Origin of the sequence: Nostoc sp. 'Peltigera membranacea cyanobiont' 232, assembly GCF_002245985.1 — a bacterium.
GTDB lineage: Bacteria > Cyanobacteriota > Cyanobacteriia > Cyanobacteriales > Nostocaceae > Nostoc.
Map to the genome: position 1 here is coordinate 1 of NZ_NOLK01000088.1, position 22,389 is coordinate 22,389.

Genomic DNA, 22,389 nt, shown 5'->3' on the forward strand with positions numbered 1-22,389 from the left:
GGGGAGGCAGGGGGAGAAGAACTATTAATTATTGCCCAATGCCCCATTCCCTACTCAACACGGGCTAAACGCCCCGCTTCCGCTAACAGCACTCGTGACTCACCACTTGAATCACGCATTGCAAGAACTGTGAAAGCCACCAAAGTACCCAGCAAAGCTGCTCCTATAGCTTGATGAGAGACAGTGAGAGGCTCGACTTGGAGATGTAATTTGAAAGTGGCGAATCCCAACAAGATTTGTAATGTCAACAACCCACCAGCGATATTTGCCAGTCGCCGTAAGGCTGGATGTAGTGCTGGTGTCCGCCAACAGATAAATACCATTGCCAAGATTGCCACTGTTGGCGGCACCAAACCAGCAATATGGCTGTACATCACAGTACAAAGTTGAGAACCGCCTAAGCATTGGTGTAGCGCCCAGCGAGAGCCTACCAAAGCACCCAAGAGACTTTGCAGGTAAACCAGAACAGCAGCAGTTAAACCTACCCAAGGCAACTTACCAACGGTTCCATTTCCCTGATAGGGCGTGAGTGCTGTGCCGATAATTAGGAGGGTGCTAAAAAATAACAGCGCCGTTCCTAAATGAGCGGTAACGATATCAAACCGCAACAGTTCGGTAACGGTAAGTCCTCCCAAGATGCCTTGAAAGACGATTAAAAACAGGGCGAATGTGGATGCCCAAGGTAGCCAAGAGGGTAAGAAACGACGATGCCACCAGGATAAGCCGAAGAGTGCGATCGCGCTTACACCAATTAAAGCTGCATCCAATCTGTGAAACCACTCTAGGAATACCTGGAGATTCATTTGCTTGGCTGGTACGAGTTCGCCATAGCATAAGGGCCAGTCTGGGCAAGCAAGTCCAGCATTCATCACGCGGGTGGCACTGCCTATTGCCATCAAAATTAAGGTGGCTATGCATATTTTCCACACCAAGCGCCGAATCATTTCCTTGGGCTTTTGCTGCTCAACTGCCGCTTCATTTTGTTGTTGTAGGACAAATTCGCTCATGAAGGATACTTTCTGCCCGCTCTTGGTGGATCTGTTAAAATTTTCAATTTTCTTTTAGCGTCGTATCTTCACCCTAGCGTATAGGCTCAGGGTTTATAGATTAGCACTCACTTATACTTTGAATCACTCCAGGAAGGTTTTGCCTGAAGCTTTAGGTATTTTTCAAGATGTGAAAAATTGATCGCTCGCAATTAATTTAAACATTCTAAATTTTTCCTTAAATTTTTCCACTGATTTCTATCTACTTTTGAAAGAAGGCAAAATGGCGCAGCATAAAGCCTGCGGTATAGCAACTCTTAGAGACCTAGGCGTAGCTTGCTTCTTTGCAGGAGTGCGCTTGGGGCTAGTCCGCGAGCATCGGCAGAGGGCAGGAGGAAATAATTATGAATGAAAAATTTAACTTTAGTTTTGGGTATAAAACCCAGTGCTTCAATCCCACGCTTTTAACTGCATCAGGGTTACTTCTACTTCTTGCCTCCAATAGTCACCTTGTACCCAAAATTAGTAAAATAGTTAAAAAAATTAATAAAAATTTCAGACCTCTGGACTCTATACCTTCCAGCCTAGACTACCTTAGTAAGTGGGCAGCTTTAAGATAACGTAGTAAATTCAATTAAGTAAGCCGTGAAGATTCCAAGTTCAATCTGGACATTACTCATTGGCATCGTGCTAACGCTAGCCAGCCTTTGGTACGGTCAAAATCACGGTCTGTTGCCAGCAGCAGCCACGGATGAAGCCGTCTTGGTGGATGGTCTGTTTAACGCGATGATGATCGTTTCTACAGGTATATTCCTGTTGGTCGAAGGTATTTTAATTTACTCTGCATTTAAATACCGTCGGCGTGCAGGTGACAATGAAGACGGCCCACCAGTTGAGGGCAATGTACCTCTAGAAATCCTCTGGACGGCGATCCCAGCAATTATCGTTATCGGTATTTCTGTTTACAGCTTTGATGTTTACAACGAAATCGGTGGTTTTGATCCCCATGCTATCCATGAAGCGCCGATGAATCAGGAGTCGATGAAAATGCCAGGGCATGGAAGTGCTATGGCTGCAACTTTAAGCGATACTCCCCCCAGCAGCGAACCCAACCTCAATCAAGAAAAATCTGATGAGGCAATGCAAGATCCGGCTACGGCAGAAGTTCGTAATGCTGACCAAATTCCCCAACTGCGGAATGCCCCAGGTGTCGGTAGTGTTGCTCCAACAATTGGCGAAAGTCCTGATAGACAAGGCAAACCAGCACAATTACAGGTCAACGTCACTGGTTTACAATATGCCTGGATTTTCACCTATCCTGAAACTGGTATAACTACAGGTGAAATGCACGTCCCCATCGGGCGAGAAGTGGAAATCAATATGACAGCCAACGATGTCATCCATGCTTTTTGGGTGCCAGAGTTCCGCCTAAAACAAGATGCGATCCCCGGTAGGCAAAGCAATATTCGCTTCACCCCCAAAAAAGCAGGAGATTATGTCCTGATCTGTGCTGAACTTTGTGGCCCCTATCACGGTGCAATGAGAGCGCCAGTAGTTGTTGAGTCAGAAGAAGCATTTGACAAGTGGATGCAAGAACAGCTTGTTGCCAGCAAGGAAACATTAAATCAAGCCGTTGCTGTTAACCCAGCGAATTTATCCCCAAATGATTTTCTTGCTCCTTACACCAAGGACATGGGAATTAAACCAGAAATCCTCCATCAAGTTCACCATTAGTCAATTATGTTATTTAGTCAAAATCCAATGACTAATGACTAATGACTAATGACCAATGACTAACAACTATGACACAAGCTCAGTTGCAAGAAACTGCCAATATCCCTGCCCTTCTTGAGGAACCAGGGGTCAGAAAATGGCAAGACTTCTTTGGCTTTCAAACCGACCATAAGGTGATTGGGATTCAATACCTAGTCACTTCGTTTATTTTTTACTGCATTGGCGGCGTAATGGCTGACTTGGTTCGCACCGAACTGCGAACCCCAGAGGTAGATTTTGTCACCCCGGAAGTCTACAACAGTCTATTCACGCTGCACGCCACAATCATGATTTTCTTGTGGATCGTGCCAGCCGGAGCAGGATTTGCTAACTATCTAATTCCCCTGATGATTGGGGCAAAAGATATGGCATTTCCTCGGCTGAATGCTGTTGCTTTTTGGATGATACCCCCTGCGGGTGTGTTGCTTATCGCCAGTTTATTGGTAGGCGATGCACCAGATGCAGGTTGGACTTCCTACCCTCCCCTGAGTTTGGTAACAGGACAAGTGGGTGAGGGCATTTGGATTATGAGTGTCCTGCTGCTAGGTACGTCCTCAATTTTGGGGTCGATAAATTTCCTAGTAACATTGCTGAAGATGCGTATCCCCAGCATGGACATCCACAAAATGCCGTTGTTCTGCTGGGCGATGTTCGCTACTTCGTCACTGGTTTTAGTATCAACCCCAGTCTTAGCAGCAGGTCTGATTCTGCTTTCCTTTGACTTAATTGCCGGGACAACATTTTTTAACCCAACTGGCGGTGGCGACCCTGTAGTTTACCAGCACATGTTCTGGTTTTACTCCCACCCAGCCGTTTACATCATGATTTTGCCCTTCTTTGGTGCAATTTCAGAAATTATCCCCATCCATTCCCGGAAGCCGATTTTTGGCTATAAAGCGATCGCTTATTCATCTCTAGCCATCAGCTTTTTGGGGCTAATTGTTTGGGCGCACCACATGTTTACCAGTGGTATCCCCGGCTGGTTGCGGATGTTCTTTATGATCACCACCATGATCATTGCCGTACCTACAGGGATTAAAATATTTAGCTGGTTAGCAACTATGTGGGGTGGGAAAATCCAGCTTAACAGCGCCATGTTGTTCGCCATCGGCTTTGTCGGCACCTTTGTAATCGGTGGGATCAGTGGCGTAATGTTGGCAGCAGTGCCCTTTGACATTCACGTTCACGACACCTATTTTGTGGTGGCCCACTTGCACTATGTCCTATTTGGCGGTAGTGTTCTAGGGATTTTTGCCGCTATTTACCACTGGTTCCCAAAAATGACGGGACGGATGGTAAACGAATTTTGGGGTAAGGTTCACTTTGCCTTGACAATTGTTGGTTTAAACATGACCTTCTTACCCATGCACAAGCTGGGTTTAATGGGCATGAATCGCCGGATCGCTCAATATGACCCCAAATTCACCACATTGAACGAAATCTGCACCTATGGTTCTTACATACTGGCAATTTCGACATTTCCCTTCATCATCAATGCGATTTGGAGTTGGTTATACGGCGAGAAAGCTGGTAATAATCCTTGGAGGGCGCTTACCTTAGAGTGGATGACTACCTCACCGCCAGCGATCGAGAATTTTGATCAAACTCCAGTACTGGCTACAGGCCCCTACGACTACGGTTTAGAAAGGGCTAACGAAGGTGTACCTTTATCCGATCCCAATCCAATCTTGTCTGGCGGGCCAAACTCAGTATTAAGAGCAGAACCCGATCCAGCCGTTGCTGCTAATCCCGAAGACCGCAAATAAACTGCGACTGGGGACTGGGGACTAGGAATTTCTTTCCCTCTGCTCCCCGCTCCCCTTGTCCCTCTGCCTCTTTCCCCACTCCCCAATTTATCCTTTAAAAAATTCATGCAAAGTCAAACTATTGACCCAGCTAAAACCGAACTTAATCATCATCACGCGGCGGAAGCGTCCGTCGGTCATCACGAAGAACATCCAGACCATCGCCTGTTTGGGCTATATGTTTTCCTGATTGCTGAAGGGATGATTTTTATGGGGCTGTTCGGAGCTTACTTGGCTTTCCGTGCTACCTTACCTGTGTGGCCGCCAGCAGGAACTCCAGAATTAGAGCTATTGTTACCTGGAGTCAACACCATCAATCTAATTTCTAGTAGTTTTGTTATGCACAATGCTGACACTGCTATCAAAAAGAACGATCCGCGGGGTGCGCGAATCTGGTTAGCAATTACTGCTCTCATGGGCGCTACTTTCTTGGTAGGTCAAGTATATGAATATACCCATTTAGAATTTGGTTTAACTACCAATTTATTTGCTAGTGCATTTTACGTTTTGACTGGTTTCCACGGATTACACGTTACCATCGGCGTTTTGGCAATTGTTGCTGTGTTGTGGCGATCGCGCACTCCGGGTCACTACAGTAACGAAAAGCACTTTGGCATTGAAGCAGCCGAAATCTACTGGCACTTCGTTGACGTGATTTGGATTATTTTGTTCGGATTACTGTATCTACTGTGAGTATTAATTATTAGTTGTTTACTCCACGCGAACAACTCAAATATGCCCCCTATTGGGGGCTTTTTTTATGAACAGTAAATACAGTTCTAGGACTTACGTACTTTACAAAATCATCATTTTGTGTGTTAACCTAAATACGCCGTTTCAGGTTTTTATTAATCAATTCATTGATGGCAAATAGACCCATTCTAGCTCCTGACTCCTGAATTCTGTTTGATAAGTTACTTAAATCCTGAATATTGTCTTCTACCTAAAGTTATAAATAACGGAGAGTCTGGCACTAAACCCTCGATAATGGTGCGTTACGAACTTCGTTCTAACACAACGCCAGTTGCTACAACGGATAGCGCCGCCGGCGCTAACACCAGTCGCCTAGGTTGGGAAACCCGCCTACAGCGCTGGATTCACCGCAACGCACTGGCTCCCCTACAATACCTAATTTTGTTCAAAAATCCAATATGATTCCTATACTATAAACTGGTGTTAAATTTACTTAAGTGATAGAATTACTAAATTATTCCGAAAACAAATTTTATATGTAAGATACCTATAAAGGTATTAAATTAACCAATTCAAGAGGCTAACCATAAAACTGCTCTAAAGCAGAGGTTGCCTAAGAAGCTGACTACCTCAAATGCCAAGAATATAGCTACAGGTATTCATCCCCTCACCCAAGCTCTGAATGGTCAGTAAATTAACAAGTAGTATACGCCACATGAGCCAGAACCCTCTAGTCAGAAAAACACTCCGCAGTCGCTCTGAGACTGTCAAACTGCTGGGAAGCGGAGAATCTGGTAATACTTACTTGTTAGCAAGTGCTAGACGGAACAGACATCATAAATACTCTTTCGCCAGAAAAACACTTCGGAATCGCTTTGAGATTATCAAACACTTAGGAAGCGGAGGTTCTGGTGATACATACTTAGCCATAGACCTGGATTTACCAGGACAACCTCATTGTGTTGTCAAACATTTAAAACCAAAAGATTCCAATCCTGCTGTTCTACCCATCGCTAAAAGCTTATTCGATCGGGAAGCGGAAGTTTTATACCAACTAGGCAACGATCACGATCAAATTCCGAGACTGTTTGCCCATTTTGATGAAGATGGAGATTTCTATTTAGTCCAGGAATTTATTGATGGTCATGCATTGACTCAAGAAATTTTACCAGGTCAGCGTCTTAGCGAAAATACAGTCTTAAACTTATTAAAAGATATCCTGGAAGTGCTGGCATTTGTCCACCAAAATGACATTATTCACCGGGATATCAAGCCCCAAAATTTAATGCGGCGGTACTCCGATCGAAAGATTGTGCTAATTGACTTTGGGAGTATTAAGAAAATTGGTGCTTTGGTGCCAGGCTTAACAATTGCTGTTGGAACTCCTGGCTATATGCCTAGCGAACAGGCTAAGGGAAAGCCAAAACTTTGCAGCGATATCTATGCAGTCGGGATGATTGGCATTCAAGCTTTGACAGGTTTAATACCTGAACAACTACAAGAAGATCCTAATACTGGAGAAGTTCTCTGGCGCGATCGCGCACAGGTAAGTGATAGCCTTGCAAATATTTTAGATAAAATGGTTCGCGATCGCTATAACCAGCGTTATCAGTCGGCCGCAGAAGCTTTGCAAGCACTTAATTCCGATCTGGAATTGCCACAATCCTCAAAATCTGTTGGCATCAACCAAAACACTGATGATACTTATTTGCTCAGTTATAGAAACTTTATTTTGCTACTAGGAATAGGGCTTGGTGCCACCACTAGTTTGATAGTGATAGTTTTAATCTACACATTTATTAATACAGGTGCATCATCTCCAAATCAACCCACTCAATTAAATAATTTTATAGAAAAATTGGTTGAGCAACGGTTAACTAATGTTAATGTGAATCGCTTAATAGCCAAAAGAGGAGTCTGTAAAAGCAATTGCAGCATTACAAAGACTACTAAGGAGCAAGCTGAATCTCACCATAACAGTTAACTTTGATTTCTGTTCGCGCAGCCTGGCGTAGCCATATTTATTTGCTTAGATAGGCAAGAAACAATAGTAAAGAACGCTCTTTGAGTCATACTGAGTTTTTTCAAAAATCAAATATGAGTCATACATTATAAAAAGTTAAGAATCTAACAGCAATCATAAAGATAGCTATTAACTAGCTATTACATATTCACTTTGAATCTAAATATTATTCTAGGATAAATACTTAGAGATTCCTGTAAGATAAATACAATAAACAATATTTAAAAATATGGACAATACAAATCAAAAAAAAGCTTTAATTAACGGTGAAATAGCCCTCTTTCTTAGAGGTTTGATTATTGGGAAAGTGCTGACACTTATGGTTATTGGCGGATTGCTTTGGTGGTTACTAAAGCCGAATTTATTATCCCGCAATAGTGTTGACTCTTCTTCTAATCAAAGTTTCAAGACCGTCTCTAATACTGCATCCAATTTTCAGACAATTGCAGATGTCCCCACTGCCTCATTTAACTACGGAGGAAGTACAGCTTGGGCATCTATCCGGCAATTGGTAGATTCTCAGATCCAGAGCGATCGCCCGGAACTAAAATTACGTTACGTAGACCCTGTTAATGCTAGCCCTGGTTCTAGCTCAGGCATTCGGATGTTACTTGATGGGAAAATAGACTTTGCTCAGTCTTCTCGTCCCCTTACAGATGAAGAACAAGCTATGGCAAAAGAGCGAGGCTTCACCCTTGAGCAACGTCAGGTAGGTATGGATGCGATCGCAGTGGTAGTCAACCCATCACTAAATGTGTCAGGTTTAACTATTGACCAATTGCAGCAGATTTATTCGGGGCGAATTACTAACTGGAATCAAGTAGGTGGGCCAAACTTACCCATCACACCTTTGTCTCAAAGACCAGAGGACGCAGATACAGTAATATTATCTAGTAACAACGACTTGAAAGGACAATTACTTGGCTCTAATGTGCAATATGTCTACTCTACAACAGAGGCAGTGCGCCAACTCAGTAAAATACCTGGTGCTGTATATTATGCTTCTGCCCGTTCAGTAGTGCCTCAATGTAGTGTGAAGGCTTTGCCACTAGGTCGCACTTCTGGTCAGCTAATTCCCCCTTATCGGGAACCTATGGTATCGCCTGAGCAATGTCCACGTCAGCGCAACCAGCTAAATACTCAGGCTGTCAAAAATGGCAGCTATCCCATAATTGCTAATTTGTTTGTGATTATTAAGCAGAATAAAGGTCGGGAACAGCAGATTGGAAATGCATATACCAATCTTTTATTAACTGACCAAGGGCAAAGAGCAATTGAGCAAGCTGGTTTTGTTGGGGTTCGCTAGTAGATTTGGATAACAATTAAGCCCCCTTCCCAGAGATAGATCCCCGACTTCTTAAAGAAGTCGGGGATCTAATCGCACCATTCACTCGACAGCATAAGAAGTAAATTGCCGTTTAAAAGGAGAATGAAACCCAATGACAATATCAGAAGGTGGTACACCTAACTCAACCAATCGTTCAGCAACAGACTCTTCTGTACCGTTATACTGAATCCATATTTTCCCATTTTGAATATCAAAATGCATGACTGGGCCAAACACCCGCTTATCTCCTTGCCAGCCAACATAAGCTAGTTGATAATGGTCATTTTCCTTATCTAAAATTAATTCTGATTTGACTGTATCGGTATTAGATGATATTTTTTGATGTTCGCTCAATATTTGTTTGATAAGTTGTCGATAGCGTTCTATTTTATCCATAGTCGAATTTCCTCACATTTTGGGTCATAAATTATCAACTTAACTTGGTATAGCGTTTCTTAAGCAACTGAGGTACAGCTTAACCTCACCCCGATAAATAATAAGCTTTATCTCCCCTCTCCTTAGTAAGGAGAGGGGTTGGGGGTGACGTTTTGAGATGTACCTCACCAGACTAGAAAATGCTATAACGATGAAGAGTGCGTTGGACAAAAGAAAGTTGAAAAAAGTCTTGATATGTTTCAATAGGAACTGCTAGGTAAAGCGCTCTGTCTGCTTCTTGTTCTTCAATAGCTTGGCAGTAATTTAGATATTGCCCTAGTGCAGTATGAAATTCACTGATGTCTGAATCTGCAATAAAACTCTTAATTTCAACAGCTATTTTCTCAGTATTACGTTCTGCGGCAATGGCATTTTCAGCCGCTAAGTCTATTTGTAGTTTAATTGCTTCACTAATACGAATTGTAAAAGGATCGTGAGTAATTATCCACCCATCTTTAATTAATGCTTTTTTTACCTGTTGATGAAAAACATCTTTAGCCATATTGCTATCTCTAGATTAGGTCAGATTAACCTAAAATGAGAATGATATTGTTGCTCTATGTAATGCCTTCCTCGGAGGGGTTGTCGTTCGCGCAGCGTGTCGTAGACAAGACATCGCACTCTCCATTATTCTCCATTGCTGCGGCAAGTTTTTCGAGATTTTGGCGAATAGTTAAACTACGCAGATGATTCACACCCCAGACTCGCTCACAAATATCTAAAGCTTGCAAATATAGCGGTTCCGCCTCACCATAACGTCCAGTTTCACGATATATTTCTGCCAGATTATTGAGACTTTCAGCAACATTAGGATGATTTTCTCCCAATAGGTGCTTATCAAGTTCTAAGGCTTTTATACATAAGGTTTCCGCCTCATTGTAGCGTCCCTGCTCCCTATACATATAACCAAGAGCATAGATAGTATCTGCTAAAAGTGGATGCGCCTTTTGCAATAGACGCTGCTTGAGTTCTAATGATTGCAAAAATACTGTTTCAGCTCGATCGTAGCGTCCTTGAGCGCGGTATATCAATCCTAAATTGTGCAAATCTGTCGCAACATCAGGATTCTCTTCTCCCAAAAATCGCTTATCTAATTCTATTGCTTGTAGCGACAAAGGTTCAGCTTCGCTGTAACGTCCTTGATGATAATAAAGTAGCGCTAAATTATTTAGTATAAGAGCGAAAGTAAGGTGATTTTCGCCAACCAAACGTTTTTCAACCTCTAATGATTGCAGATACAGAGGTTCTGCTTCGTCATAACGCCCTTGTTCATCATATAGTAATGCCAAATTGTTCAGACTGACAGCGACATCGGCATGGTTTTCTCCCCACAGACGTTTCCTCAGTTCTAAAGCTTGTTGATATAACAGTTCTGCTTTACTATATTGGCCAGTAGATTTATAAAGTCCCGCCAAATTATTCAGGCTAGTAGCAAAAGAAGGATCGTTGTCTCCTAGCAGGCGTTTTCTAAGTTCTAAAGCCTGTTTATATAAGGGTTCAGCTTCGCTGTAGTGTCCTGTTGCACGATATATTCCGGCTAAATTATTGAGGCTATTAGCTAAGTCTATTTGCAAACCTAATTCATTTTGTAGTTCACTCGCCTGACACCAATACTTAATTGCTAATTTCTGTTCTTCTTGATAATTCTGAGATTCACCCCGATCTAATCTACTGTGGTAAATATCACCCAACCTTGAGTATAAAGTAGCTAAGGTTGGATCTTTAGTACCCCGTTCCTGTTCTATTTTCTCGATTAGTCTTTGTAAATCTTGAATAGGCAAGAAAAAGGGGTTATTTTCATTAGTATCTGTACTGGCTAATTCTGTATCTCGAAAAACAAAACGTATAGGTTCTAATTCTTTACCAGGAATAGCATTCGTTTTTTGAGATTCAAACCGAAATACACCATTACGCCAACTCCAAAAATCAGGTGCTTTTTTAATCAGGTTAACTAAAATCTGGTTAGTTACCCAAAGCACTATTGCAAAGGGAAACTCACGCAATCCTTCTCTTGTCCATTGCAAGTAACCAAAAAATTTCTCCTGTTCCGATTGCTCATTTCCCAATCTGAGAAAATAAAGTTGTTCAGCACCTGTCACAGTAATCACCGCCGGGTTTTGCTGACGAAGATATTCTTCTTGTTGTACCAGTTGGTTAAGAGCAGCTTTCAGGCTAGGTTCCTGACGTGCTAAAGTCACTCGATATGCATGGAATACAGGTTCTAGTTCAGCTTCATATTGGGCAATAATTTTATCACGAAAGCTAGCATCATCGCAAACTGCAATCAGTAGATTCAATCCCCGTTTTTGAGCTTCAATAGAAACAATTAAATCGTCATACGCATCTTGATTTTCTCCCTCATTATCTAATGATTCTTCATTGAACATTAATAGCTCCCTGTCTTCTCAAGCTTTCGATAATAATTGGATGAACATCGTACCAAGTTTCATCAGTGCGATATTCTAGAACATATAGCCCGTGTAGCAAATCCAAAAACTCTGCTTGTTTGGGGTCATTGGGCATAAATTGTTCATAAACACTCTGCAAAATATCTATATCAACTTTTCCTAAACGTATAGAAAAATCATTGCGAATTTTGTTGATCGCTTGAAGAAGAATTTTATCATCAATGATAACTTCGGCTGAGGGATTTCGTCGGATAGTCCGTAAACAAATACGGCAACATTCCTTAGAGATCCGAATTAACTCTCGCAACACGCCACCACTGTAAATCACGATTTTTTCAGCAGTTTCAGCCGCGATTAATTCACTGGGAATCCGTTTTTGTAAAACTTCACCGAGAATCTTTGTTGCTTCGGTGCGAGGTTGAGCATTAGGAAAGCGATTTTTACCTTTATCAAAAATTTTTAAAACAGGCATTGCCACAACTTGATCGTTGGTTTCAGTGGTAATTATTGTGCTGATAAATGTTTCCCGAAGTACTGCGATGGGGATGGTATAAATAATTTGAAAGTTAGGTTGGCAGAGAGCTTTAATGTTATCTCGATAAATTTCATTAACTCTTCCTAAGTCAAGTTTATCTAAATCATCAATAATGACTAAAACATTTTGCTTAGTTGCAGCTTGAATTAAAGCAGCTATTTCATTAATTCTGGCAACCAAATCTGATAATTTGCGTTCAAATTCTTGCTTAATTTCATCCCGAACGCTAGCATCAGCTTTTAGTTTAGAGCTAATCAATTTTAGGAGGTCAAAACCTATACTAGCTTCTGTTTGCAAATTTGATTCTTCAGTGCGAGTGCGGGTAGCAAACCACTTATAAAGAGCTTCTTTTGTAGATTGTGGAATATCAACTTTGCGTGCTTCTGCCTCTGTCATTAAATTAACTGCGATCGCAAACAATATATTAATATGATTAACAGCCGACATTTCAATTTTGTCAGCAATAGAAAAGAGAACTACAAAATATTTATCTTGAATTTGTCGGCTAAATTCAGCTAACAAGGTAGACTTACCACATCCTCGATGTCCTGTAAAGACAATTTTGCCATCTCCATTAGGACTATCTTCCACTAATTGGTTCAGGTCTGCAATCAAATCATCACCATATTCGACTCTAAATCTTTCCATTTCGTTCCGTTCCATCAACGGAAACAGTTCGAGATTGCTGTAGGCTTCTTGAAAGGAGTTTAATAAGTCTTGAGACATCGGATAGTGCCGTAAACGTGCTAGCTATCCATATAATGGCTCATGATTTTTGAAGTAGAAGTTAAAGCAATGTCTAGGATAGAGTCTGCCTAGATAACTCCTCAAATTACGTTAATAAATAACTACTAAGTGAGTAGTATGTTATGTCTTAAAAAGAGATGCCCTAATATCAGAATTTCAACCTATTAATAAGTAATAGAGGTCAATAATCAATCAGACTGAATGATAGATTATACATTTGATAACTTAGACTGAATGATAGATTATACAGATAAAATGCTGAAAGCTACTTAACACATAAATAAAATAAAATTTTCAGTTATAAAAATAAATTTTTAGTGTGCTTCGTCTCATCACCCTCTAGCCGATGTGATGGTAGCTGTTGTTACTATTAGTTAGTAGTCTGTCAAGGAATAATTGACGAGTACATTCTTTGTAGAGACGGCGATTTATCGCGTCTCTCTAACGTGTTAGTTTTTTAGACGCGATAAATCGCCTCTCTACATGAGATAAAGCTCCACGACTTCAAAAGCAGCTTTTGCGACTTCAAAAGCTGCTTTTGTGACTTCAAAACCTGCTTTTGCGACTTCAAAACTAGCTTTTGCGACTTCAAAACCTGCTTTTGCGACTTCAAAACCTGCTTTTGCGACTTTAAAACTAGCTTTTGCGACTTTAAAACCAGCCTTTGTGACTTCAAAACCTGCTTTTGCGGCTTCAAAACCTGCTTTTCTCAAGAAATTTCAGCAAATATACCCGCATCTATCTAGTTGGCTAATGCCATCCAATGCTTTTATAATTCTGTAACTTCACTGTGGCTAGTCCATCTGCTTGTTGCGTATCTTGATGATATATAAATAACTCAGTGTATAAAGTTAGGGTTATTTATAAATAAATCCAAACAGGAAAACTATATGACGCAACGGAAACGAAACTCCATGTCACTAACCAAAGCTGAACGACGGATTGAAGGAATGCAGACAATTAACCCTCAGTTAGACTTTAGTAATGGGTTTTCAATTGCTACTTACAACACTAAAGTAATTGAGTTACGAGAGAAGCTAGCCGCTTATAATCAAGCACAAACAATAGTAGATAAGACACACAATGCATTAACAGAAGCAGAACGTGAGTTGAATACTTATTCTGAGCAAATGCTGTTGAATGTTGCATCTCGCTATGGCAAAAATAGTGATGAGTATGAGATGGCTGGGGGAACGCGCAGGTCAGACCGCAAGAAACCACGTCCAGTAGTAAACCAAACAGTGACATCTGTGAAGTAATTGTTTAGACTCGCCGCTTCTTTAGATAAGGGTGCGTTGACCTTTGTGACAACGCACCACCATGCTATATTCTACTGCTTAACTTTTGAAGCGTCTCCAGAGACTTTTTACATCCTAAAACATCCCAAAATTGAATGCTGAGTGCGATCGCAGATAAACTAAAGGTATCGTCAAACTCTAAATCATAATCGTAGGTTGGGTTGAGGAACGAAACCCAACATCTACTTTAGTTTATTAGATTGCCCTTCACTCATTTCTTAACTCACATCTCAAAAACAATAAGTTGACGGTATCTTTTATAACCAATACTTTAAAATAAAGCCCGAAATATAACCATCATAAAATTAACTCAATGCAATATCGCCGAGCCACAATAGAAGGTGGCACTTACTTTTTTACACTCGTAACACATAAAAGACAAAGACTATTATGCTTACCGACTAACGTATCTTTATTAAGAAATATTTTTCGGTATGTAATGCATCAACACCCATTTATAATTGATGCCTTTGTTTTATTACCGGATCATCTGCACTGTATTTGGACATTACCACAGGGCGATTGCAATTTTTCTACTCGTTGGCGTTTGATCAAAAGCTATTTTAGTCGCCAGTGCATCACTTTATCACAGAAAAACTTATCTACCTCTAGGCAAAATAAAAAAGAGCGAGGTATTTGGCAGCGTCGTTTTTGGGAACACTTGATTAGAGACGAGGTAGATTTTAAAAATCACCTTGAATATATTCACTACAATCCTGTCAAACATGGTTTAGTGAAAGCTCCAAAAGATTGGGAATATTCCAGTTTTCATCGTTCTGTTCGTCAGGGTATGTATGATATTACGTGGGGGGCTGGGCAAGCAATTGTATTTGACTCTGATATCGCTAAAGAGTAGGTATCACCTAAATCGTAGGTTGGGTTAAACGAAGTTAAACCCAACAGCAGCGTTGAGTATTGTGATGGGTAATGTTGGGTTTCGTTCCTCAACCCAACCTACGAATTATTTTTTCAAAAAGTCGGGAATATCGCAAAATTAATTGAGTTGAACAACTGTTCGGTTTTGCAACCTACCAAGCTATCCGACTCGGTTTTATATTCGGAGGTTGTCGCCTTCCTCGCTGGTTCAGGTCTGGACTCCCTGATGTACGCTCGATAAATTCCCACTTATCAACTCTGACTTTGGGGAGTACTCACGCCACAGCCACCGCCACCACGCGAAAACCAACATTGTTGTTACGATTCGCGCGCGCGTTCCTATTGCGATCGGCAGAACGGCAATGAGTGGCATTGTTGATCCAACTACCGCCACGCAGCAGCTAAAATCGACCTGCCCCATGCTCAAACTCTCAAACTAAGTGAGAAATTTGATTAAATGTAGTGTATAATAATTTTGATATTAATACACCACTTTCTGAAAAAAAAATTTTGATCCGCCTGTGGCGGTGAGGGAAAAAGAAGGGAAAAGAAAAAGAAGTGTAAAGGGCAAAAGGGAAAGAGTGTAAAGAGCAAGGAATCCTCACGCCACAGCCACCGCCACCACGCGAAAACCAACATCGTTGTTACGATCCGCGCGCGCGACCCTAAGGCGAAGGGCAGAACGGCAATGCCAGGCATAGCCGATCCAACTACCGCCACGCAGCAGCTTTATGTTATTATCTTTACCAGTTACCCACGCAGTACCATCTTTTGGCGCACCCTGGTAGTTGTCATGATATACATCTTGACACCACTCCCATATATTACCATGCATATCGAATAAACCAAAAGCATTAGCTGGAAAACTACCAACCGGCTTTGTTTCTGTACCCCCGAAATTTACTAACTTAGTAGTAATCGTTTCGCCAAAATAGAATGGGGTCTTGGTTCGAGCACGACAAGCATATTCCCATTCTGCTTCGCTAGGCAATCGATAGGTTTTTGCTGTTTTCTGGCTCAACTTTTTACAAAATTCTACTGCATCATCCCAACTCACCTGTTCTACAGGTCGTTTCTCACCTTTGTAACGAGAAGGATTAATACCCATAATTGCTTGATACTGTGCCTGGGTGATTTCATATTTACCCATGAAGAACCCAGGCACTTTCACTTGATGCTGTGGACTTTCATCTTTATTTCTCTCTGCTTCTCCTTCCGGTGAACCCATCATAAAAGTTCCGCTTGGTATCTGCACCATTTCTAAGGTGATACCATTTGCTAAGTCTTCAACAAAATCTTTTGCGTCACTGGTAATGCGCTTGCTAATGTTTCCCTGTGCATTTCCTGGTGTTTTATTGGTGTTGCTTGGACTAGTTTCTCCTGAATCAGATGGCCAAAAATGTGGTACTGCAATTGTCAAACCCAACCCAGCAGCTGCAAGCCCAGCAGTTTGGATTACACGCCGTCGTGACCAGTTAGGTAATATTAGGTTTGATGGCGAAGAGGGTGTTGAAGGTGTTGAAATAGTAGGTGTTGGAAATTGTCCCGCACCAGAAGCCTGAGTATTATTAATCGGGGATGGTGGGGTTGGCTTGGGAGTTGGAATTTGAGGAGATTTACTTATAGATGTATTTGTGACTGACTTAGAACCTTGTGGAATTGTTTGCTGAGGTACATCAGGAATTGCAGAACTATTTCGCAACCGAGCAATTTCTTCCAGAGCTTTTATAGCTTCCATATCTTGACCTGATGCAGCAGCTAGTACCCTAATCCAGAGTTGTTTTGCTAAATCAAAGTCTCTCTTGCTCTGAGCGCGATAAGCATCATTTTTCAACGTGGCGATATCCGCTAGAGTTGCATATCGTGGCACAAGTATTAGGTGGGATTTATTCACAGGTTCAGCAATCACATAAGGCGTTTGCCTTGTATTCTTATGCTGGCGAACCAGTTCCGGCACACGAAACTTGAGATATTGCTCCAATCGTTCAACAGTAGCGCATTGACCTTGAATTCCTAACCCTTCTAGTAACGCAGTGGTAAAAGCACCTTGTTGTAAAGCCTCAATTTCATAAGAATACTCCTGGGGAATACAAGAAAAAAAGCTGATAACTCCTTGTTGACGTGCTTCTTGGGCGGTTTGTCGTCCAATTCCTTCACCTGTTTTTTTGCCTTCATTGCGACAAGCATCCAGAATCAAGACAACATTATCAGCACCGCAGCGACGCAGACGTTCACTCACAAAATTAATCGCAATTGCCGTATTTTCAATATCCTCTGGATCGCCATCACAGGGCATGAGATAATCACGGTCAGCGTATCTTATCCCATGACCACTGAAGAAAAACCAGAAATTATCCCCTGCTCCCATAAAAGGATTGTCAAATAACTGCCGCAAGACTCGCAGCAAGTTAGTGCGAGTTGGACGAGTAGATTTTCCGTCAAGAGGAGGAGAGTCATCAGAGAAGAAGAATATCCGCTCAAATCCGGCTTCATTGCCCAGAAACTCTTGCATTAACAGTGCATCCCGCTTGGCATAGTTTAGCGGTTGCAGATAATCATACTGGTTAATTCCGATCGCGATCGCCCAATTTTTTGCCATCTCACCCTGGTTCTTGGCGCTTAAACTTCAGCTTAATCGCTCCTTTACTTCCAGCTTTAGCACCACTGCCAATTAATTTAACTTCTCCATCTGCACTAATTTCTACCGATAGCTCAATTTCATCAAGCTGCATCTTGGAGTTGACTTTTGCTTGCTGTTCAGCTTGACTAAACAAACTTCCCACAACTTTGAGAAAGTGAGTCATATTTTGCTCTAATGTTTGAGCGCTAACCTTAACGGCATCCCTTACCCCTTTGCTACCAGTACTTTCGGGGATAGTTTCATCTCCCCAACTGCCTCTATTAATACTCCCGCCTTTAACACCGTCAGGAATCGATATTTGCGGCGTTTCATCCGTCACAATCCAAATGCGATCGTCTTGAGGTGTTTCTGACATATTACTTTAATTATTTACATTAAATTTTCCCACAAATACAGATACAAGGGTAAGAATAGCGATTCCGATTAGGGACTTCCAACAAATAAATTATCCAATCTTGTGGGGTGGGCATCTTGCCCGCCCAGTTAAAGAGGGCGGGCAAGATGCCCACCCCACAGGAAATAGTTGAGTAGTTGAGTATTTTTTATTTGGAAGTCCCTTACTAGGAAATCTCACGGAGCATTTTGGATATTGCACCAAGTACAATAGAGACAATTTTGCATTATTGGTAAGAATTATTACTATGTTGCTGCTGGATTTTCTTACCTCGCGCTCCGCTTCTTTTGCTAATTCTTAATCCCTGTGGTGGCAATACCCTGAATAAACTGGCGTTGACCAATCATAAATAATACCATCACTGGAACTGTTGCTATTGTCACCGCCGCCATCATCAAGGGCCAATTATTCGTAAACTGTTCTTGAAACTCAGCCAAAGCCAGTTGCACCGTTCTTAATTCGGGACGGGTTGTGAACACCAAAGGTTTAAACAAATCATTCCATTCACCGATGAAGGTGAACAAAAATAGTGTCACTAAGGCTGGACGGGCTAAAGGTAACATCACCCACCATAAAATTTGCAGTCTGTTAGCCCCATCTATGGCTGCGGCTTCCTCTAACTCCACAGGAATTGTCTGGAAATACTGACGTAGCAAGAAAATTCCAAACCCATTGACAGCAGTAGGTAAAATAAGCGCCCAGTATGTATTTATCAGGTGTCCCCACTTCAAAACCAAAAAGATGGGAATCACCAATAACTGAAAGGGAATTACCAAAGTTGCTAAAACAACTAATAGTAGTGCTTGGCGACCCCGAAACTTCAACCGTGCTAAGGCGTAACCAGCTAAAGCAGAAGTGACAATTTGAAACGCCGTCACAGCGATCGCTACCAAGGTAGAATTAGCAAACGCCAGCAAAAATTTTCCCTGCTGCCATGCAATGTGGTAATTAGCTAAAGACCAGTTATTTTGGGAAACATTTTCTGGGGTTGCTCCCGTCGGTGTAAAGGAGGTGAGAAAAACCACAAACAGAGGTAGTAAAACAATAAATGCCCCTACCAGTAAGACTACTAGGCTCAAAAAATCGCCAGATTTCAGATTCCACTTTGGTTCGGACATATATTTATCTGCAAAGCATTTGTTTTGCTAGTACTAGAGCATCGCTCCCAGCAAAAGTTAATCTATAAGCATAGTTACTTGTTAAGTTAAATTAAACCACAGAGATTGTTACCCTCAGTTCATAGGGGAAATTCAATCCTTGTGTCAAATAATCAAGTTTACAGGAGTAAACATACCATGCAGCAGCTAACAGACCAATTTAAAGAATTAGATTTCAAGAGCGAAACATACAAAGATGCTTATAGCCGGATTAATGCGATCGTGATTGAAGGGGAACAAGAAGCTCATGAGAATTACATCACCCTAGCCGGACTGCTGCCAGAATCTCATGATGAATTGATTCGCCTATCCAAGATGGAAAGTCGCCATAAGAAAGGATTTGAGGCTTGTGGGCGGAATTTGCAAGTAACCCCAGATTTGCAATTTGCTAAGGAGTTTTTCTCCGGGCTACACCAAAATTTCCAAACAGCCGCAGCAGAAGGAAAAGTGGTTACATGTCTGTTGATTCAGTCTTTGATAATTGAATGTTTTGCGATCGCAGCATATAACATTTACATTCCCGTTGCCGACGATTTTGCCCGTAAAATCACTGAGGGCGTAGTCAAAGAAGAATATAGCCACCTCAACTTTGGAGAAGTTTGGTTGAAAGAACACTTTACAGAATCGAAAGCTGAACTTGAACTTGCAAATCGCCAGAACCTACCTATCGTCTGGAGAATGCTCAACCAAGTAGAAGGTGATGCCCACACAATGGCAATGGAAAAAGATGCTTTGGTAGAAGACTTTATGATTCAGTATGGTGAAGCACTGAGTAACATCGGTTTCACAACACGTGATATTATGCGCTTGTCAGCCTACGGACTCATCGGTGCTTAAAAAAGTCAGGAGTGAGGAATGATTAGTGAGAAATTATGAATCGTACTCCTAACTCCTAACTGCTAACTTTACAAAATTTCCCCGCCCTCAAGACAGCATAAGCCTAATAATCACTACATGTTTGGTCTAATTGGACATCTGACTAGTTTAGAACACGCTCAAGCGGTAGCTCAAGAATTGGGATACCCAGAATATGCCGATCAAGGGCTAGACTTTTGGTGCAGCGCCCCGCCGCAAATTGTCGATAGCATTATTGTCACCAGTGTAACTGGGCAACAAATTGAAGGACGGTATGTAGAATCTTGCTTTTTGCCGGAAATGCTGGCTAGTCGCCGCATCAAAGCCGCAACGCGAAAAATTCTCAACGCCATGGCCCATGCACAGAAGCATGGCATTAACATCACAGCTTTAGGCGGATTTTCTTCGATTATTTTTGAAAACTTTAAGTTAGAGCAGTTTAGCCAAGTCCGCAATATCAAACTAGAGTTTGAACGCTTCACCACAGGAAACACGCATACTGCCTACATTATTTGTAAGCAGGTGGAAGAAGCGTCAAAACAACTGGGAATCGATCTATCAAGCGCGACTGTTGCTATCTGTGGAGCAACTGGGGATATTGGCAGTGCAGTTACGCGTTGGCTAGATGCGAGAACAGATGTCAAAGAACTTCTGTTAATCGCCCGCGATCAAGAACGTCTCAAAGAGTTGCAAGGCGAACTAGGGCGCGGGAAAATCATGGGTTTGACAGAAGCACTGCCATTAGCTGATGTTGTAGTTTGGGTTGCTAGTATGCCCAGAGGCGTGGAAATTGACCCCACCACTTTAAAACAACCCTGTTTGTTGATTGATGGTGGTTATCCTAAAAACTTAGCGACAAAAATTCAATATCCTGGTGTACACGTGTTAAATGGTGGGATTGTAGAGCATTCCCTGGATATTGACTGGAAAATTATGAAAATAGTCAATATGGACGTGCCAGCCCGCCAGTTGTTTGCTTGTTTTGCCGAATCGATGCTGTTGGAATTTGAGAAGTTATACACGAACTTTTCGTGGGGACGGAATCAGATTACCGTAGACAAAATGGAGCAGATTGGTCGGGTATCAGTAAAACATGGATTTAGACCACTGTTGGTTTAGTCATTGGTCATTGGTCATTAGTCATTAGTCATTGGTCATTGGTCATTCCGTTATTTGCAAACGATAAAGGACAACTGATAAAGGACAAATGACAAAGGACAAATGACAAAAAAATAGATAACTCGTAATTTATAAACCCTACGATGGCAACTACCGAGCGTAAACCGCTACTGTTAGATTTTGAAAAGCCCCTAGCAGAACTTGCAACCCGAATCGATCAAATTCGGCAACTTGCAGAAGAAAATGGTGTCGATGTATCTGGTCAAATTCGTCAACTAGAAGCACGGGCCATGCAACTGCGTGAGGAAATTTTCACGAGTCTATCCCCGTCCCAGCGATTGCAAGTCGCTCGTCATCCGCGTCGCCCCAGTACTCTCGATTACATTCAGGCTATTAGTGATGAATGGATGGAATTACATGGCGATCGCTGTGGTGGTGACGATCCGGCTTTAGTTGGTGGTGTCGGCCGTCTGAGTGGGCAACCTGTGGTGATGTTAGGTCATCAAAAAGGTCGCGACACCAAAGACAATATTGCCCGTAACTTTGGAATGCCTTACCCTGGTGGCTACCGCAAGGCGATGCGGTTGATGGAACACGCCAACAAGTTTAGTATGCCGATACTAACTTTTATCGACACACCAGGGGCTTGGTCTGGGGTAGAAGCAGAACATCAAGGTCAAGGAGAAGCGATCGCTTACAACTTGCGGGAAATGTTTTGTCTAGATGTGCCAATTATCTGCACAGTTATCGGTGAAGGTGGTTCTGGTGGCGCACTTGGTATTGGTGTAGGCGATCGCCTACTCATGTTTGAACACTCCGTTTACACTGTCGCCACTCCCGAAGCCTGTGCCGCCATTTTGTGGAAAGATGCTGGTAAAGCTCCCCAAGCTGCCGTTGCTCTAAAAATTATTTCCCACGACCTGAAAAAGTTGGGAATTATCGACCAAATACTCCCTGAACCCACTGGTGGCGCTCATTCCGATCCTTTAAAAGCTGCTACTACTCTCAAGCAAGTGCTGTTAGAAAATTTAGACGAACTCAATCGTTTAACCGCTCCAGAACGCCGCCAAATGCGTTATGAAAAATTCCGCAAAATTGGTGTCTTTACAGAGGTTGCCCACTAAAGCAACTGCATAATGATAGATTAGCCAAGCAGCAATGCTATAATTGCCTATGTGCTTAAAGATTTTTAACAATCTAGCCATAGGCATTTGCATGTTTTGCAAATCTACTCAATTTGATTGAGTAGTTTTTGTATTATGAAGTAATCTAATTTGAGTCCGCGGCGTGGTTTTCCAGGCGGTGATTTTTTGTCTT

Annotated in this window: 21 protein-coding genes; 11 read left to right on the plus strand and 10 right to left on the minus strand. The window is 41.9% G+C overall.

Going from position 1 to position 22,389, the window contains the following annotated elements; all coding sequences use genetic code 11:
* Positions 1–50: 50 nt before the first annotated feature.
* Positions 51–1,007 (minus strand): COX15/CtaA family protein, encoded by a 957-nt coding sequence (locus CDG79_RS24840; RefSeq protein ID WP_094344513.1) that lies wholly within the window; start codon positions 1,005–1,007, stop codon positions 51–53.
* A gap of 624 nt (positions 1,008–1,631) precedes the next feature.
* Between CDG79_RS24840 and CDG79_RS24850 the strand changes: the two genes are divergently transcribed.
* From CDG79_RS24850 to CDG79_RS24870, 6 genes are all read left to right on the plus strand, one after another.
* Positions 1,632–2,720 (plus strand): cytochrome c oxidase subunit II, encoded by a 1,089-nt coding sequence (locus CDG79_RS24850; RefSeq protein WP_094344514.1) that lies wholly within the window; start codon positions 1,632–1,634, stop codon positions 2,718–2,720.
* A 68-nt stretch (positions 2,721–2,788) separates the two neighbouring features.
* Positions 2,789–4,525, plus strand: a complete 1,737-nt coding sequence (gene ctaD / locus CDG79_RS24855) for a cytochrome c oxidase subunit I (protein ID WP_094344515.1) — start codon at positions 2,789–2,791, stop codon at positions 4,523–4,525.
* A gap of 105 nt (positions 4,526–4,630) precedes the next feature.
* Positions 4,631–5,257 (plus strand): cytochrome c oxidase subunit 3, encoded by a 627-nt coding sequence (locus tag CDG79_RS24860; RefSeq protein WP_094333292.1) that lies wholly within the window; start codon positions 4,631–4,633, stop codon positions 5,255–5,257.
* Between the two features lie 213 nt (positions 5,258–5,470).
* Complete coding sequence (locus CDG79_RS42720) at positions 5,471–5,719, plus strand: hypothetical protein (RefSeq protein WP_189525115.1); 249 nt, start codon at positions 5,471–5,473, stop codon at positions 5,717–5,719.
* Between the two features lie 253 nt (positions 5,720–5,972).
* Positions 5,973–7,241: a serine/threonine-protein kinase gene (locus CDG79_RS24865; protein ID WP_223278304.1), complete on the plus strand. Its 1,269-nt coding sequence runs from the start codon at positions 5,973–5,975 to the stop codon at positions 7,239–7,241.
* Positions 7,242–7,509: 268 nt separating this feature from the next.
* Positions 7,510–8,586, plus strand: coding sequence for a PstS family phosphate ABC transporter substrate-binding protein (locus CDG79_RS24870; RefSeq protein WP_094344517.1), 1,077 nt, complete (start codon positions 7,510–7,512; stop codon positions 8,584–8,586).
* 81 nt (positions 8,587–8,667) lie between these two features.
* Here the strand turns inward: CDG79_RS24870 and CDG79_RS24875 are convergent, their stop codons facing one another.
* From CDG79_RS24875 to CDG79_RS24895, 5 genes are all read right to left on the minus strand, one after another.
* Positions 8,668–9,003 (minus strand): XisI protein, encoded by a 336-nt coding sequence (locus CDG79_RS24875; protein ID WP_094344518.1) that lies wholly within the window; start codon positions 9,001–9,003, stop codon positions 8,668–8,670.
* A 172-nt stretch (positions 9,004–9,175) separates the two neighbouring features.
* Positions 9,176–9,544 carry a XisH family protein gene (locus CDG79_RS24880; protein WP_094344519.1) on the minus strand — a complete coding sequence of 123 codons (369 nt, stop codon included), beginning with the start codon at positions 9,542–9,544 and terminating at the stop codon, positions 9,176–9,178.
* A gap of 55 nt (positions 9,545–9,599) precedes the next feature.
* Positions 9,600–11,429: a tetratricopeptide repeat protein gene (locus CDG79_RS24885; RefSeq protein ID WP_094344520.1), complete on the minus strand. Its 1,830-nt coding sequence runs from the start codon at positions 11,427–11,429 to the stop codon at positions 9,600–9,602.
* Entirely contained in the window at positions 11,419–12,711 is a 1,293-nt protein-coding gene (locus CDG79_RS24890; RefSeq protein ID WP_094344521.1) for an ATP-binding protein, read from the minus strand. The genes CDG79_RS24885 and CDG79_RS24890 overlap by 11 nt, the downstream gene beginning before the upstream one ends.
* 500 nt (positions 12,712–13,211) lie before the next feature.
* A complete protein-coding gene (locus CDG79_RS24895) occupies positions 13,212–13,445 on the minus strand; it encodes a hypothetical protein (protein WP_094344522.1) in 234 nt (77 codons plus the stop codon).
* A gap of 177 nt (positions 13,446–13,622) precedes the next feature.
* Between CDG79_RS24895 and CDG79_RS24900 the strand changes: the two genes are divergently transcribed.
* Both CDG79_RS24900 and CDG79_RS24905 read left to right on the plus strand, forming a co-directional pair.
* Positions 13,623–13,991, plus strand: a complete 369-nt coding sequence (locus CDG79_RS24900; protein ID WP_094344523.1) for a hypothetical protein — start codon at positions 13,623–13,625, stop codon at positions 13,989–13,991.
* Between the two features lie 352 nt (positions 13,992–14,343).
* Complete coding sequence (locus CDG79_RS24905) at positions 14,344–14,886, plus strand: REP-associated tyrosine transposase (RefSeq protein ID WP_094344524.1); 543 nt, start codon at positions 14,344–14,346, stop codon at positions 14,884–14,886.
* Between the two features lie 295 nt (positions 14,887–15,181).
* On the opposite strand, the gene CDG79_RS45300 is transcribed toward CDG79_RS24905, so the two are convergent.
* From CDG79_RS45300 to CDG79_RS24920, 4 genes are all read right to left on the minus strand, one after another.
* The gene (locus tag CDG79_RS45300; RefSeq protein ID WP_143855575.1) at positions 15,182–15,307 is read right to left on the minus strand and encodes an SUMF1/EgtB/PvdO family nonheme iron enzyme; all 126 of its coding nucleotides are present in this window, start codon (positions 15,305–15,307) and stop codon (positions 15,182–15,184) included.
* A 200-nt stretch (positions 15,308–15,507) separates the two neighbouring features.
* Entirely contained in the window at positions 15,508–17,505 is a 1,998-nt protein-coding gene (locus CDG79_RS24910) for an SUMF1/EgtB/PvdO family nonheme iron enzyme (protein WP_094344525.1), read from the minus strand.
* A gap of 1 nt (position 17,506) precedes the next feature.
* On the minus strand, positions 17,507–17,902 hold the full coding sequence (locus tag CDG79_RS24915; RefSeq protein WP_094344526.1) for a Pepco domain-containing protein: 396 nt from the start codon (positions 17,900–17,902) through the stop codon (positions 17,507–17,509).
* A gap of 329 nt (positions 17,903–18,231) precedes the next feature.
* On the minus strand, positions 18,232–19,059 hold the full coding sequence (locus tag CDG79_RS24920) for a carbohydrate ABC transporter permease (RefSeq protein ID WP_094344527.1): 828 nt from the start codon (positions 19,057–19,059) through the stop codon (positions 18,232–18,234).
* Between the two features lie 177 nt (positions 19,060–19,236).
* Here CDG79_RS24920 and CDG79_RS24925 point away from each other — a divergent pair, with 177 nt between their 5' ends.
* The 3 genes from CDG79_RS24925 to CDG79_RS24935 all read left to right on the plus strand — a co-directional run bounded on the left by CDG79_RS24925 (position 19,237) and on the right by CDG79_RS24935 (position 22,196).
* The gene (locus tag CDG79_RS24925; RefSeq protein ID WP_094344528.1) at positions 19,237–19,935 is read left to right on the plus strand and encodes an aldehyde oxygenase (deformylating); all 699 of its coding nucleotides are present in this window, start codon (positions 19,237–19,239) and stop codon (positions 19,933–19,935) included.
* Positions 19,936–20,052: 117 nt separating this feature from the next.
* Entirely contained in the window at positions 20,053–21,072 is a 1,020-nt protein-coding gene (locus CDG79_RS24930; RefSeq protein WP_094344529.1) for a long-chain acyl-[acyl-carrier-protein] reductase, read from the plus strand.
* Positions 21,073–21,215: 143 nt separating this feature from the next.
* Positions 21,216–22,196 (plus strand): acetyl-CoA carboxylase carboxyltransferase subunit alpha, encoded by a 981-nt coding sequence (locus tag CDG79_RS24935; RefSeq protein ID WP_094332956.1) that lies wholly within the window; start codon positions 21,216–21,218, stop codon positions 22,194–22,196.
* Positions 22,197–22,389 lie beyond the last annotated feature (193 nt).